Below are 15,055 nucleotides of genomic sequence, written 5' to 3'. Positions count from 1 at the left end.
GATTAAATATGTTGTTTAAACTACTTTCTTAAAAGACCATATTAGGGTCTGAAATTGCTGGTAACTTGGGCAGTACCTCGCACATCCAACCAATAATTTGCATGCCCGAATTGGTCAGTTCATTATCTGTAAACGTACTTTCACTCAGGTTGAAAATTCCAAGACCTACACTGTTCTTTGCATTCTGTATGTCTTCATTGGTCCAAGCTGCCTTTAGTTTTAGATTCTTGATCAAAATCATTGCGGTTGGAATACATTTCAAAGCACCTGAATTTGCTTCATCTTTTGTGCCTGTTGAAAAATAGTTTTCCTCCAAAGTAAGTCCGTACCACAATTTTGAGTAGTGAAACATAGCCGTATCAAACCAAGACCTTTCAAGGTTTACGATGCAATAATCAAACGACATCTCAAAGCCATTTGAACGCACCGGCTCTTGTGGTGCAGTATTATGATGCGCAATTTGACTTGTTATTTTTGTGCGTTCGGAAATATCAAGATGTTTTAAAACCGCTAAACTCGACCATGCCGTGGCTGACTTTAACTGGGTTGTTTTTACTGGAAGTGGTTTCCTTGGTTTAGGGCTTGCGCCTCTTCTTACGGTTCCTTCTCTTCTGCTGGGGACAACAGTAGTTGCTCTAACCGGTCTAGCCTTTGTCACTCGCCTAGTATGTCCAACTCTAACAGGCACTTTTTTTACTTTCACTCTAGCCGCGACTGGGGCAGCTACAGTTGCCATTTTCACCTTAATAGGCTTCGCATGAAATATGGGTTTTAATTTGACTGCTTGAACAACGGCGGTGCTTAACATTGCGGGGTTCGCTACGAGATTTTTTTTCCAAAGAAAGGGTACTGCTGTCTTCTTTATTGCTTTACTCTTAGGTGCAGGAGCCGTTTTATTTTCCTTTTCAGAAAAAGTTTTTGTCTGCCAAAAAGAACCTTTTGGATCGTACCATTTATTGGGCGTACCATATACAGGCAAGTAATTTCCTTCAGGCCTCTCAATAGAAGCTTTCACCGCTTCGTTATACTTGAATTCCGCATCTTTTTTAACTTCAGCGAATTTGGCCAAATAAGGGCTCGTATCATCTGCTTTTATATTTTCACCATAAAATTCAGTTCCACTTATAAGCATTTCATAGAGCGAGCTTAGCCTGGACGTATTCGTTAGAAAAATGTCATCTATCTCGGGAAGTCGATCTCCCAAGATAGATAACTGCTCCGTAGCTTTTATTTCCGATATTTCTTCATTTTCATCCTTGAAATCATCAGGGTCAATCATGGTACCCAGTGCTTCAAAAGAAAGAAACGAATTTGACTTTTCTACCCCTTTATATTGTTCGCTAAAAAAATCACGAACATTATCCATTAAATTATTGACATTCATAAGTAGCTTTTCAAGGATTCATATTATTTCAGTTTTCTAAGAACTATTCAACCAACTATAAAGTGGGTCCGGTTGTTGGTTCTGAAGGAGCTGGAGTTCCAGTGGTCGTTGGCGACGAAGGCTGTGCAGGTGCAGAAGGACCTGCCAGAGGTGCTGGTGCAGGTATCGGCTTTGACTTGATCTTCTGCATGTAATCCTTACCATTTTTCTTAGGTGATCCTGGCACGATAGAAGAAACATACCCTATTACCTGTACTCCTTCTATTTCAATTCCTTCTGTATTGGCATCATAGCTGAAATCTCTTTTTGCCTTGCTTTTTGAGTGTGAAGCACTAAATGCTGCAAATGGGCCATAACCTACACTACCACCGCCGGATACCGCCTCATCTAGAATATCAATATCTCTTTGTGTCTTACGCCATTTTATTTTAACATTTCGAGCTAAAATAAGGCTGGTCACCACAGAGGGTAGAAATAACATTTCTTTAGGGTCATTAACCTTAAACTGCTGTTCAAAAGTTCCGTCAGAAATACAGCTTGCAGGATAGTCACCCACCAAAAACCAGTTATCAAGACTTAATAAAGAGGTGTCCATCCAAGGTCGGTTTATATCGCAAGTAGCATACTCAAACGAAATGCTTAGGCTTTCTGTCTTGATATCAAGAGAAGTTTTTTTCTTTGAAGTGGAGCCATGTCCTCCAATTCGGAAGAACCCTAAATTAAGTCCTCCTCCAGCAGAAGTTTTACTGCTATTGGATTCAAAGTGTGATTCTGAATGGAAATCTGTTTTCGAATATGAATTCCAACCATCGGGACTCGTAGCTGAATACCATTTAGAAGGAGTCATAAACGTATATGGAATGTTACCTACGTTGGGAATATTTATCAAACTATTCTCATATTTTTTCTTCGCACGCGCTATTAAAAGAATGGCAGGGTCAATTCCTTGACTAGCCATTATCGCTGTGGCTGCATCAATTTCTTGCTTGAAGCCCATTGACTGCCACCGATCCCATGCAAACTCTACATCATCTTGGTAACCTTTTCCTTGAATTGGCCACATCTGAAGCTTTAAAGGATCTGAAAGGGCATTTGCATATTGCTTATTTCGAGTCCGTACGGCATCTTGATACTCCTCACGATATTCCACATATTTTTCATAATGAAGTGTAGAATCGCCTTCAGGGGTCATAAGCACCGCTTTTGCTTTTTCAAGAGACGCTTTCATTTCATCATTCAACTCCATATCAGGGGCAATACCATTCGCCCCATTAATAATAGCATACCATGAGTCGTTTACCTTACTCGCATTAGGCACTGCCCTATACGTACTTTCCAGGGCAAGTTTTGAATCGGTCAATACGAATGTTTGCAAAAATGCCTGCATACTGGCTCCAATATTGGCACTCATAAACTGCATGTCATCCAATTGCTTACTTGCAGAAACCGCCTCAACTGTAGTGGGATCTTGCCCCTCAGCGGTGACGGGCTTATCACCTTTTGATTTTGAATCTAAAATTTCCTTCAAGTTAGAACCTGTGGGAGTCCAAGGGTTTTTGAAATCTTCTTTAGGAATTGGAAGTCCAATTGGGCGAAAAGAAACAAAATAACCTTGCGGCATTTTTTTCGTAGTTGGATCCACACCAACAGCTTTGTACTTCAAATCTTCCAATACTTTCATTACATCTGCCATGATTATAAATTTTTAGGGTTATTATTTTTTATTAGTTCATTCTTATTCTTAGGGTTTCTACCATAAACTCTCTAGTATCTTTATCAAAAACACCATTTATTTTAAGTGACGGATTGGTTGCCTGAAAATCTTTCAGACACTGTTGGGTTTTCGAACCAAACAAACCGTCAGAAGTACCGCAATTATAGCCTAGTTGTTTTAAGGCATCTTGCAGTTTTACTACATCTCCACCAGTGTGGCCCTTTCTTAAGTTCTTTCTTGAAAATGTTGTTGGCCCATCTGGTCGAAGCCTTCTATAGCCCAGTACTTTAGACACAGGCTTTGCGGTTATAGAAACTTGATTGCCCTGATTGCCTCCTAAGCAATAGACGCGTGAACCATCATCCGAAAAGCCATGAAAAAAACCTACATGACCTTTCCATGAGTCCCTACTTTCTCTCCAGAATACAACAACATCACCGGGTTCGGCATGGTCTATTGGTATACCTACATTCAGCCAAGATCTGGCAGCTAAGGAGTTTGAACGTTCAAGACCTGCTTTATGTGCTACCCAGTTGGCAAACAGACTACACCAAGCGCTTTCGTCTGATGTATAGTTTGTAAAACCTGTTTCTTTAGCATATTTTAATATTTGAGGATTGCTTCGCGTTCCAGAAACTTCTCGTACACCGATTTCAGCCGATGCCACTTCTACTATATTTCCCATAATTTTCTTTTTTAATTAATGATTGGTATATTTTTCCTGTGCGGTAACATTCAGCTAGATTCTAGTGAATTGCTGTAAGCACTTTACTTTTCTTACTTAGATTGCCATTACCATCTAACAAGATTTTTCCTCCTTGCTCTAATACTACTAGCATAGCAGACAGCATATACAAGGGTCTACTTACATTGAGAAAACCACCTCGATTGATAAACGCTTTGAAATTTTTGGAATCTCCACTAGGCTCCGAAATGAAATCAATTTTTGCAATATTTTTTTCAGACTGAGAATCGCCTTGTTCGGAGTTTGATTTTTCTTTTCCGGTTAATTGAAGTTTTACATTATTTTCAGAAAAAAGTAAGGAATAGCCGGTCACCTCCGCAGGGTATGTTACTACAGACATAATATTAGGTTTTAAGTTCAATAATAGATTCAAGAAATCCATAAAGGCAAAGGCCTCATAAAACTTCTATACACGATGTTTGAGTAAAAGACATTCGAAAATGTCAATGAAAACAATGTTTGGGGAAATCAAAGTTAATTTGGGGTAACTACTTTAATTTGAAGGGGACTAATCTTTAGTTAAACACTTTAACTAGCAGGGAGGAACCTCTAAAACTCTTCGGGGAAGAGGGTAGAAAAACGGAATCGTTTTACACCCTAAAATTTGCAAGTGCAATATACGGGAATTGCAATTCTGAAAAATCAGTTATTGTATGAATTGATAACTTTTGTGTATGAATTACAATTTTAAATGTAAACCTATGCCTACGAAATATATCAGGAAGTCATCTACTTAAGAAGATACCCTTGTATTGAGGAGTTTACTGATTAGGTCTAAAAATCAATCGCAAAAGGTGATGCTAGCATTCATGATGGGCATGGGTGCCAAAAACCTTATCAAGTGGGTCAGTTTGTAAAAGAGGATTCTATTTTTATGATGAAGTTAAAACATAGGAAGAAGATTCAACATTGGGTAAGTTAAAACTCTTTACAAAATTCGCTTTTTGTAAAGAGTCTTTCTTAATTCCTTCTGGCAATAGAGGTGACATTCCAGATTTTTTTTTAGCAGTGCAAATGCACAAATTATTACTTCATATCTGATTCCATTGATTATTAGAGACACAATTGCGAAAACCAGTTTGAATATTTTTTGATAAAAAATAAAAGTTTAACCGATTTAGATAATCTACCAAACCTTGACATTCTCGCACATTAAATTATTAAATCAGGTTTCAAGAGATAATTAGGATGCTGAAGGATTGGATATTTAGTCAACAATGTTTAACAAAAAAGTAATGTCGTCCGCAGGTTTGTCAAAATAGAAATACTGCGAAGAGTCTTACTAATTTATTGCGAAGAATACAGATAGAACCAAATCACTCAATGGATAATTTGACGAATAAAAATATTAGTCTGCTCTGTAACGCTTCTAACTCCTTTAAATCATTAAAAATTTATTAATAATTTTGTATCGTAATCGTATTTATTGAGTCATTTTTTTATCAATCCAAGGTTTATATGGCAACACACTAGTTAAAGTGGAATATCTTTTGTTATTACTGTAATCATTTATACACTTACTTCCCGAGGTAATCAAACCTATTAATTTGAAGGCACCAGTATTATTATAAAAAACGCCATTCCCGCTATCTCCTGGGCAAAAGATGTTTACTGGTTCATCACCGAAACAAATCATGTTTGACTTTAAGGATTTGCCCATAGAAGGTTCCTTTCTACATTCTTCAAACGATTTTAATGGAAAGGTGGTTTTTTTTAATATTAGTGGTGCAGGTTCAGTTTTTGTTGAACCCCAACCAACCGCAGTTATCTTATCAGTTAGATATGAATTCTGAAGTTCAATATCACTTACGACACGAATTCTTTTAACTGAGTTTCTTTCTTTGATAATGGCTTTTTTTAGTTTAATCAAAACAATATCATTCTCCCCAGACTCCGCACTATACGCTTGTTTGCCTTCTGGATAAAATATTTTCTCAATACCTACGGTTCTGCCTTTCTTATGGTTAATATTACCAAAAGAAACAAAAATATCCTTTTTACCTAACCAACTTGTTACATTACCTAAGTTATCCCTATCTTGAAAACAATGTGCGCAAGATAAAAGCCACCTAGAACCTATAACGACTCCCCCACACCATATCTTTCTTTTATTTCCGTATTTCTTCAATGAAACGGTCCAAGGAAACTCACCTGCTTTCGCATCATCTCCAACTACATAAATCTCTTCAAGCACCTTTATTTCTTCTTCCATTCTAACATACAAAATCTCGTTTTCTTTTATTGTAATTAGTTTACTTTGAGCCCCTATGTAAGAAAAAACCAATACTATTGGAGGCCTCTGAATAGTCGCAATTGAAAAGTTGCCGTCAAAATCCGTTTGAACACCCTCAGTTGTTCCTTGTATAACAACATTCACACCAGGAATAGGACTATCATTGTTATCGACAACCGTACCCGAAACGGTAACTTGTGCCAGAGCTGAGGAAGCACTCATAGCTAAGATCAAAAAAAAAGCAAGGGTTTTATTAATTTTCATCTTCTACTTCTTCAATAATTGCGGGATTTAAAAGACTTTTCAATTCTGCTTCTGTTTTTAATTTTTTCAGTTGCATTTCAAGTAATGTTGCTTCTTCCGTGATTAATTCAAGTTCTGTTTTACCTTGTATCTTGTTCCTAAGTCCGCTTATACTTCCACCTAATGAATCTATATCAGCTGTTTCTATTGATTTATTGGATGCCTTAAAAGACTTTATCCAACCTAATTGTTCATAATATTCAACATTAGAAATATTAATCTGTGAACTTAGTCTTCCTAACTTACCTGCCGCTTTAAAAGGATATTCCCCTAATATCTTATCTTTTGATTTAATTACCAATCTATAGGCTTCTGGTATTTTAAATGGCAGCCCTTTTTTGTTGCTATTGGTAATATTCGCATTTAAAATATTTCCAATAGCAAGATTTTCCTTTTCTAAAATAAACTTTATGCAGCTTTTACATTTATCAAAAGTTAAAGGTGTTGGATAGTCAATAATTTCTAATTCTTGATTGTTCACGTTATTTCTTATCTGTTTAACAACTTCTTTCTCCTGATTTTCTGTAAATGGGAATGTCCATGGTAATTTAAAAGTTCTTGCAACCTCCGATTCTTCAATGGTGCCCATTATATTATTTAAAACAGCTATAAATTCCTGTTTCTTCTTTTCAACTTCGCCTTTCCAATAAGTGGTTTTTTCCTCAAGTTTTTTTACCCGAAATTCTGTTTTTTCTACTCCTCCTGGGTAAAAATTCCTCTTCAAAACACCAGACAAAATTTTATTCAATTGCTTGTTATAGAAACTCAAAGAATCTTTAAAAGATTCTTTTTTCTTAATGATTTTTATCATTTTTTTTCCATTTTCATTGGTTGGATTAGAAATGATGTCAGATAAATCAAGTCTATTGAAAATAATTGGACCATGTACAGCGGGGTTATAATCTTCATCTTTCATATTAACTAAAATAACTGCGGCAAATGAAATTACAGTTGTTACAAATTTTACAGTCAAATCTTTAGACTCGATTGATGCGCCAGTAATAAGTCCATTTTCAGAAACACTTATACCTATAGTATTTTTTTTATTGAATTTTCTATCTGTAGAAATACGATATAGATTCTTAGTATCCACAACTGCTTTTGACTGGGCAGAAACCTTTTCAATTGAATATTCGGCTTTACCTGTTAGTCGATTTGGTAGAATATTGATAAAATTACTAGAAAATATTTTTTCCAATTCAACATTATCAATCGGTGCTTTTTTTAGCTTCTTTTTTGTGTTGATTTTAGCCTCTACCACGGTATTTGGCAAAGCAAAATAAATGTTATTTAATGGCCCCGTGAAGTTTTCGGGGGTAACACTGGTTATTGTTTGACCAAAAGATAAAGTCGAGATAAATGTCAAAAAGAGAAATAAATTTTTCATACTTGTTTTATGGTTTGATTATAGACATAAATATAAAATAGATAATGAACCCTTACAATCACCATTCATGGGGATTTTCACTCTTTAGTCCGATCTGACAGGCTAAAAATCATACTTCTTCTCCAAAGCGTACCGCAATAGCTCCCCTGCCCCACTAAGTCCAAGCTTTCGAATCATATTCTTACGATGCGTATCAACTGTACTCTTACCAATAAAGAGTTCATCGGCAATTTCATGAGAGGTTCTACCTCTACCAACTAGAACCAAGATTTCCTTTTCACGTGAGGAGAGTATACTCTTTGATTTGTTCTTTTCTGCCGATGGCAGATGAATTTTTTGGTCGAAATAGGTTTTACCTTCAGCTACCGCTCGAATGGCCTCTAAAACGACTTTCAACGAAGAATTTTTCAAAATATAACCTACTGCTCCGGCATCGAGCATTTGTCGAATGGCCTCTTCTTGATCAAACATAGTAAAAGCCACTACTTTGGTTTGTGGAAACTTCTTTTGAATGATCTTAGCTGCCGCTATACCATCTACTTTGGGCATACGAATATCACAGAGCACAATATTGGTGGGTCGTTTTTCTATTAGCTCTAAGAGTTCTTCCCCATCATTAGCATGACCAACAATAGTAATATCATCTTCGTATTCCAAATACGACTGTATGCCATCAATAAGGGCCTGGTGATCTTCTGCTATGGCTACGGTAATCATATTGGTATGTCGATTAGTATTGAAGTTCCTTTTTCTTTTATGCTATCGACTGTAAAAGTGCCTTCTAAATGTTCGATACGTTTTTCAATGGTAACAAGTCCCATACCATTAGAACTGCGAGCTATGTTAGACATATCGAAACCTTTACCATTGTCTTCCACAATAATGTTCAGCTTGTCCTCATGTTGGGTAAACTGAATACTGGCCTTGGTGGCCTCAGCATGCTTTATAATATTGGCCATTAGTTCTTGTAGTATTCTAAAAATGGTTAGCTCCAAAGAGTTCTCCATACGGTCTGCGAGTCCAAAATCCTCAACAGTAACCTCAAGTGCATTCGTTTCGTTGATGGTCCGTGCCATTTTTTGAACGGCAGGTAACAAACCATGGTTCGCCATCACTCCGGAATTCTTGGCATGTGCCATACCGCGAATTTTTTGATACGCTTTTTCGAGCAGGGCTTGAGCATTTTTCATCGCCGCATCTTTTTCGTCAACCTTGACGTTGTCAAAATGAAGTTTTACCGTGGCCATGAGGCTGCCCAAATCATCATGCAATTCGTTGGCTACCTTTTGTCTTTCTTTTTCTTGGCCGGCTATCATGGCATCAATACTTACAAGTTCTTGCTCCTTAAGAAGGGTTTCTACTTTTTGTTGTTCAAGCAAGGTTGTTTGCTCAGCGAGTTGGCGTTTTTTGGTAGTATTTTTTTGGAGGAGAACCGCTATTCCAGATCCAAAAAATAAAGCCACCGCCGCTGCGATGAGCCAGTTTCTGTTGGTAGTTGCCCTCTGTTGTTCTACTAAAATTTGTTTTTCTTTTTCCGCCGTTTTATATTTTACTTCTGCTTCTTCCTTAAATTGTCTTGATAATTGATTGCTCATAAAAGCATAGTTTTTAGAAGATAGCACATACTCATTGTCAATAGACTTCTTCAAATGATCAAAAGCCTTTTGATAGTCTTCAATACTTCTATAATATTTGGCTGCTAAGCGATTATCATAAAAACTATCTTTTAAACTGGTTGCGACATCTTGCGATTTATTCAAATATTCATAAGCTTTTTCATATTGTTTAGAATTTAGAAACATATCGGAAACTTGCCAGTGATTTGTGCCATACAAACGACGATACTTTTTAATACCCTCTGTTAGTTCTTCTACCTTTTCAAAAGCTTTTTCAGCGAGTTTGGGTTGATAGGAGAATTTATACTCAATACCCTTTTCATGATAATAGTAAGGCATATATGGGTGATTTTCCGGAAGACTTGAAAATATTGAATCCATTCTAGTCAGGGCGGCCTCATACAATTCTGCCTTATGATTAAGATCTTCATCCGCTTTAGAATAAAAAACGATTTCATAAAGTATTAATAGTATTTCATCATCAACGTCTGATTTTATATCTCTAAAAGCATTTAAATAAAGTTCATATTGATTTGAACCTATAAAAATCTGATATCGCAATAAATCAAGAATCGCAATAAGAGAGGTTTTTTTATAGGTGTTATTAGTAGAATCCTCGGCATATTTATAAGCATTTAAAAAACTTTCGAATGCCTCTACATTGCCATAGTTGTTTTTAGTTGAGAATATATAACCATTTAACAGGCTTTTTAGATATTTAATTTCAAGATTGTCATTCTCATCAACAACTCTTAATTGACCGGTATAGTTTTCATCTATTACTGTTTCAGTAATAGCCTTTATCAATTTCCTTTTGTCAGAATCTTCAATTTTATAGTAATATGCAAGAGCCTCCTTGTATTCAAGTTTTTTTAGCGACTTTAAAAACATGTTCAGAGGCTCCATATTCTGAGCTATTGAGCTAAAATTCCAAAAAAACAAGATAATAATGAAGTTCCTTTTAACTACCCAATTGTATTTTACCGACAAACCTTGCGGTCTTGCAACGGAATCCAGGAGCCATATTATCATTGATAATATTTTTTTCAATTTCTGCATCATAATTTGGTTTCACTACAATATAAACTCCATCTTTATAAAAAAATTCCGAATCAAAAACTTTTATACTATCCTTGGGCATATCACTGCTAAATCCTGTATAAAAATAACCGAATGGTTTGTAATACGATGTGTCTGATTTAGTAATATACTCGTATTTAGGAAGTTTAGGATCTGCCAATTCTCTTTTACTTGTTACCTCAAAAATGGGTTCAAGGTATCGCTCCGAAGTTACAATGGAATTGTTGCCAACTTTTATTAAATTCTCATATCTTTTTGACATGATTCTTTTTCGAGAATACCCTTTAAGATAAATTTTGACTTTAAGCTTGTCGAACGCTTCACCTTGTTCAATCTCAAAATCCTTAATACCGAGTTCCACAGGACTAGATTTGTAATTCAGGATTTTGAGGCTAACTTTTTTTATCGAAACAATATTCTCATTTGATTCGTTCTCGTCCAATACAAATTTGGCATATACCGCATAATTTGTTTGGTAATTTTGTGAGGAAGCAACTAATTGCCATCTTTTGGTTCCATCAAAAATTATGTTAGAAGACAACTCTAATTCAGATTCATCAAATGCTTCTACGTCTTCAAATTCTCCCTCTAAAAGAACGAATACTTCTTGGGTATTTTTCTCTTCTACTTTACAAGAGTAGAACATCAATACTGTAAATAATGAAATTAATGATTGTTTGTGAAAGGTTTTCATAATTGGTTTATTTAATTAAAAGTTTCAATTTTAATAAGTAACTCATTCCAGCTCTTGGTAGGAGTAATTTTGACATATTCTTCATCAACTTCTTTTTCAGAAAAATCGGGATAGTAGATACTAATACCATTTAAGTTTTTAGAGTAATGTGGTGGGTGATTAATTTTAACTATTTCGTTGTTCCTAAATAGTCTTAATAAATGTTTTGCCTTATTTTTTAGTGCTCTATCGGAAGTACCGCGTTTGAACTTCTTGAGAAAATCTATAAAATCTATGGTTTTTTTATCCGATAATTCTTCGCCCAAGCTTGAGCATTTATTTCTTATTAACCCAATATCCCCAATACTAATAGACTTTTTATTTATTGCCTGAATAATTGCAATACTGAATTCTTCAAGCTCATTCAAAATCGGGGAGATATTTTCGGGAACAATTAGTGATAGGGCTCGATGTTTATTGTTTTTCCGGAATTGCGACATTATCAAATTTGCAAATTCACTTGGACTCTGAAGTGGGTTTTTTATAAGTCGATATAATAAATCATCATAGCGGTGACTCTTTGACGCCTTAATTACTTCCTGACTAGCTATCATGTATTCTGTCCTACCCTTTAAAATTTTTGCCATCTCTAAATTGGCAAGTAGGCAAGCATCAAACAATAGAATATCACTAGTATTATTATTTAGAGTCTTTAAATCAGAGACCACAAAAGTAGTATTGTCCAAAAATGACAATATCGGAGTAAACCTAGAATTATCGGGTACTTTGGGCAAAACTCTAGTAAATTCCTCAAAATCCATTACATTTTCATCCATTCCTAAAATCGCCTTGTAGTACTCAAACTTCAACAATAACTCATTTCTGTAAGTTGGATCGGCGAATGGTGGTTGTGGACTTACTGGAGGGCGATTTAAAATATTCGCATGATCCCAAAAAATTGTCATATACTTCCTTGCAGGAAATTTAATTTTTAGTTCTGATATTAAGCGATTAATGGATTCCTTACTTTTAATTTGGGAGACCACATCACTGTCTATGGCCTCTTTTGCATCATATTTATCATTCTTTTTGACATAAAATGTTTTCAAACCAGTCCAGTTCATGAACCCCTTTGATTTGACCGATTTTGCAAAATGTACAAGTATATTAACTTGATCTGAACTTCCTACACTAGCAATACTCTTTAAATCTTTTATTGCTTCATCCACTAAGGAATTACTGCCGTTTACAATAAATATCAATGACCATTCTTTTTCTTCCATTTGAGAAAAAACTGGACTTGCAATAAAAATCATAAAAAAATAGATACAAATTCTCAAGGGAGAAATCATTTTTCTAGAGTTTTAATTTTTACAAAAATGACTTTGAAATCGTTTAAAAAAAATACCCATTCATAGGTATTTCTCTCAAAGTCGATAAGAAAGTGAATTCAAAAGTGAAGAATTGGAGCCTCTCCCAAGATAGTAACAAATTTTAAAAGTCTCCTATTTTAAAGTTTCTCTTTTCACAAAAAATCCTATTCCCTTTTAGAACGATAAACAACATTTAAACCCTCTTATCAAAATACCCTTTTGTGGGTATTGTCCCAATTCATGAGTGCAAATAGTTTTGGAACTATTATAAATCGTAAAAATAATATCTCATGAAAAATCTATTTCTTTTAACGTCTTGTATTCTTTTTGTTACCCTAATTGGGTGCAAAAAACGTACTGTGGAAATTCCTGAAAACCTAAATAACGAACAAGTGCAAAAGGATGTTCTTTTCAACGGTTGGGGATTGACTCATTTTGAAAATACCTCCACCCCATTTGTCTTTGTGAACAAAGAGAACATCATAGCCTCTATTGTTGATGAAGACCAAAACGGTGTTTTTGATGGTTCTTTAATCAATACCCCTGATGGCACACTACTCGTTAATTTTAATGAAGATGATGGCTTACCATCCCAAATAACTACCTCCTTTGGAGAAACCTTGTTATTCGAATTTAAGGAGGGAGGATCTAAAGTAGACCTAGCATATATCTACGAAGGTGAATTCCAATATTTTAGAGATATTGATAATGGATCTGCTAGCAAAAATGATACATCATTTCCTAAATTCGTCAATTCTGGAAAGCCTGCAGATCTAGTAGATGCCTTTATTCTTACGGGCAATATTTTAAGCACAGCTCTAAGTGGCGCATTTTGTACGGCGGCAATAGCGGCTACAATTACTTCTTTTGGTGGTGCGGCACCTTCTTTATGGACTTGTGCCGGATTTATCTCTAGTCTTGGCTCTCTTATTATTGATAGTGGTGCTGTTGAAGCTGATCCAGATATTTTTAGAGGTTCTAGCCTAATTGCCGTGGGAGCAGATGTAGTAGGCTGTAATCCAACAAGCCCTGGTAATTGTGCTAACGCATTTCTTGGTATTGTCTCAGAACTTAAGTCCATAATTGACGATGTTAAGGTGGAGAATGGACCAGAAATTTCAGCTGCTCTAGGTGCATTACAATCTGGTTTTGGTCAGGTCAAAGTAACGCTAACTTGGACTTCTCGTGCCGACTTAGATCTCTGGGTCACCGAACCTAACGGCAATAAAATATATTTCGCTAACCCTAGTTCATCAACTGGAGGTTTCTTAGATTTTGATGATTTAGATGGACCAGGCCCTGAGAACATCTTTTGGCAAGAAAATGCTCCTTTAGGCTCTTACCTTGTGCAAGTTCACAATTACTCAAGCAATGGAGCATCTAGCTCTTCTTATACAGTTCAAACAGAAATTAATGGTCTTGTAACTACCTATAACGGTAGCATAAGTACAGATGACCAGGTAAACAACATTGCTGAATTTAATATTGGCCTTTCCAATAAAACTACTTCAAAAACTCTTTCAAAGAGCTATAAATCTAATCTAAGATTGGTAAAATAAAATCTAAAAGAAATTTCAAATCTGTGGAGACGATAAAATTGGATCGAACACTTAATTGCTGCCAACTTCCATTTCAAGATAACTGGAAGTTGGTACTTTAATGTTCTAAGATTCAATCTTAGATGGAATACTATTCAAAATACCCATCAATAGGTATTTCAGCATCACAATTCTTCAAATAGTTTTGTCTCATACAAACAAAAAAATGATCATCGATATGCCACCTAGTATTTCGCTTTTCATATTCCAACAACATCGAATAAACCAGATAGAGTTAGTTTGAGTTAGTTAGCAATGGGTCTGTTTAACCATTCGGAAATACAGGCCCATTCTTAAAAATAAAAGCTAATTGCATTCAATATATACTCTAAAATTTAAACCAATTAATACAAACCACATGAAAACAAAAACTTTTTTATTGATCACATTTATTCTAACCAACCTTTACAGCTGCTGTACCGAATGTGATGATGACGGGTATCAAGGATTAAGCAGAGTACATGAAGAGAAATCATTTCCAGGTTTTTTTAAAATCAATAGTACAGATATCGTTTTGAGTGAAATAAGCTCAACGAATAACTCTGCCAATGACCAAGCCAGCTTAAATGATCTACCAGGCCAAATGCTAAGTGATTTTAGTATGCGCATGTTTGTGCCCACTGATAACTCCGTAACTATTGAAGCATCGATAGGAGACATCTTTATTCTTAAGTCAGATGGTAACAACGCCCCTGCTTTTTTTGAAGGTAGTACCATAGATGAAATCGCAGACTTATATGATGAAGGTATTAATCGCCAAGGCTATACCTATAGGTTTTCCTACCCTAATAATGCACCTAAAATTGACCGTAGCAACTTAAAAGGATTCTCATTTCAATTCAAATTTAGCTACCTCGATCTAGAATCTGGCCAGCTTATCGAAAATAAAACCTTCGAGTATACCGTGAACCTTCAATTCAATTAATTCGAAATTATCTAACCAAATACC

12 protein-coding genes are annotated in these 15,055 nt (G+C 35.5%); 2 read left to right on the top strand and 10 right to left on the bottom strand.

Annotation, left to right across the window (positions count from 1 at the left end):
* Positions 1–28: 28 nt before the first annotated feature.
* The 10 genes from ACKWCD_RS12555 to ACKWCD_RS12510 form a co-directional block, all read right to left on the bottom strand.
* Complete coding sequence (locus ACKWCD_RS12555) at positions 29–1,384, bottom strand: hypothetical protein (protein ID WP_413984307.1); 1,356 nt, start codon at positions 1,382–1,384, stop codon at positions 29–31.
* Positions 1,385–1,439: 55 nt separating this feature from the next.
* The gene (locus ACKWCD_RS12550; protein WP_413984306.1) at positions 1,440–3,077 is read right to left on the bottom strand and encodes a hypothetical protein; all 1,638 of its coding nucleotides are present in this window, start codon (positions 3,075–3,077) and stop codon (positions 1,440–1,442) included.
* A 31-nt stretch (positions 3,078–3,108) separates the two neighbouring features.
* The gene (locus ACKWCD_RS12545; protein ID WP_413984305.1) at positions 3,109–3,783 is read right to left on the bottom strand and encodes a C40 family peptidase; all 675 of its coding nucleotides are present in this window, start codon (positions 3,781–3,783) and stop codon (positions 3,109–3,111) included.
* Positions 3,784–3,844: 61 nt separating this feature from the next.
* Entirely contained in the window at positions 3,845–4,183 is a 339-nt protein-coding gene (locus ACKWCD_RS12540; protein ID WP_413984304.1) for a hypothetical protein, read from the bottom strand.
* A 1,083-nt stretch (positions 4,184–5,266) separates the two neighbouring features.
* Entirely contained in the window at positions 5,267–6,340 is a 1,074-nt protein-coding gene (locus ACKWCD_RS12535) for a serine protease (protein WP_413984303.1), read from the bottom strand.
* On the bottom strand, positions 6,330–7,766 hold the full coding sequence (locus tag ACKWCD_RS12530) for a hypothetical protein (protein WP_413984302.1): 1,437 nt from the start codon (positions 7,764–7,766) through the stop codon (positions 6,330–6,332). The genes ACKWCD_RS12535 and ACKWCD_RS12530 overlap by 11 nt, the downstream gene beginning before the upstream one ends.
* Before the next feature lie 102 nt (positions 7,767–7,868).
* Positions 7,869–8,483 carry a response regulator gene (locus tag ACKWCD_RS12525; RefSeq protein ID WP_413984301.1) on the bottom strand — a complete coding sequence of 205 codons (615 nt, stop codon included), beginning with the start codon at positions 8,481–8,483 and terminating at the stop codon, positions 7,869–7,871.
* A complete protein-coding gene (locus tag ACKWCD_RS12520) occupies positions 8,480–10,288 on the bottom strand; it encodes a sensor histidine kinase (protein ID WP_413984300.1) in 1,809 nt (602 codons plus the stop codon). The genes ACKWCD_RS12525 and ACKWCD_RS12520 overlap by 4 nt, the downstream gene beginning before the upstream one ends.
* A 55-nt stretch (positions 10,289–10,343) precedes the next feature.
* A complete protein-coding gene (locus ACKWCD_RS12515; RefSeq protein WP_413984299.1) occupies positions 10,344–11,156 on the bottom strand; it encodes a hypothetical protein in 813 nt (270 codons plus the stop codon).
* A gap of 11 nt (positions 11,157–11,167) precedes the next feature.
* On the bottom strand, positions 11,168–12,451 hold the full coding sequence (locus ACKWCD_RS12510; RefSeq protein WP_413984298.1) for a clostripain-related cysteine peptidase: 1,284 nt from the start codon (positions 12,449–12,451) through the stop codon (positions 11,168–11,170).
* Positions 12,452–12,798: 347 nt separating this feature from the next.
* Here ACKWCD_RS12510 and ACKWCD_RS12505 point away from each other — a divergent pair, with 347 nt between their 5' ends.
* Both ACKWCD_RS12505 and ACKWCD_RS12500 read left to right on the top strand, forming a co-directional pair.
* Positions 12,799–14,067, top strand: a complete 1,269-nt coding sequence (locus tag ACKWCD_RS12505) for a YfaP family protein (RefSeq protein ID WP_413984297.1) — start codon at positions 12,799–12,801, stop codon at positions 14,065–14,067.
* A 397-nt stretch (positions 14,068–14,464) separates the two neighbouring features.
* Entirely contained in the window at positions 14,465–15,031 is a 567-nt protein-coding gene (locus ACKWCD_RS12500) for a hypothetical protein (protein WP_413984296.1), read from the top strand.
* Positions 15,032–15,055: the final 24 nt, after the last annotated feature.

Source organism: Maribacter taeanensis (assembly GCF_047345145.1).
Classification (GTDB): Bacteria; Bacteroidota; Bacteroidia; order Flavobacteriales; family Flavobacteriaceae; genus Maribacter_C.
Note: the sequence above shows the minus strand (reverse complement) of the source record. Positions and strands in the feature narration are given on the sequence as shown.

What these genes read in the sequence shown, in the direction of transcription:
- ACKWCD_RS12555 (WP_413984307.1), bottom strand. Translation starts at nt 1,384, where the DNA reads ATGAATGTCAATAATTTAATGGATAATGTTCGTGATTTTTTTAGCGAA.
- ACKWCD_RS12550 (WP_413984306.1), bottom strand. Translation starts at nt 3,077, where the DNA reads ATGGCAGATGTAATGAAAGTATTGGAAGATTTGAAGTACAAAGCTGTT.
- ACKWCD_RS12545 (WP_413984305.1), bottom strand. Translation starts at nt 3,783, where the DNA reads ATGGGAAATATAGTAGAAGTGGCATCGGCTGAAATCGGTGTACGAGAA.
- ACKWCD_RS12540 (WP_413984304.1), bottom strand. Translation starts at nt 4,183, where the DNA reads ATGTCTGTAGTAACATACCCTGCGGAGGTGACCGGCTATTCCTTACTT.
- ACKWCD_RS12535 (WP_413984303.1), bottom strand. Translation starts at nt 6,340, where the DNA reads ATGAAAATTAATAAAACCCTTGCTTTTTTTTTGATCTTAGCTATGAGT.
- ACKWCD_RS12530 (WP_413984302.1), bottom strand. Translation starts at nt 7,766, where the DNA reads ATGAAAAATTTATTTCTCTTTTTGACATTTATCTCGACTTTATCTTTT.
- ACKWCD_RS12525 (WP_413984301.1), bottom strand. Translation starts at nt 8,483, where the DNA reads ATGATTACCGTAGCCATAGCAGAAGATCACCAGGCCCTTATTGATGGC.
- ACKWCD_RS12520 (WP_413984300.1), bottom strand. Translation starts at nt 10,288, where the DNA reads ATGGAGCCTCTGAACATGTTTTTAAAGTCGCTAAAAAAACTTGAATAC.
- ACKWCD_RS12515 (WP_413984299.1), bottom strand. Translation starts at nt 11,156, where the DNA reads ATGAAAACCTTTCACAAACAATCATTAATTTCATTATTTACAGTATTG.
- ACKWCD_RS12510 (WP_413984298.1), bottom strand. Translation starts at nt 12,451, where the DNA reads ATGATTTTTATTGCAAGTCCAGTTTTTTCTCAAATGGAAGAAAAAGAA.
- ACKWCD_RS12505 (WP_413984297.1), top strand. Translation starts at nt 12,799, where the DNA reads ATGAAAAATCTATTTCTTTTAACGTCTTGTATTCTTTTTGTTACCCTA.
- ACKWCD_RS12500 (WP_413984296.1), top strand. Translation starts at nt 14,465, where the DNA reads ATGAAAACAAAAACTTTTTTATTGATCACATTTATTCTAACCAACCTT.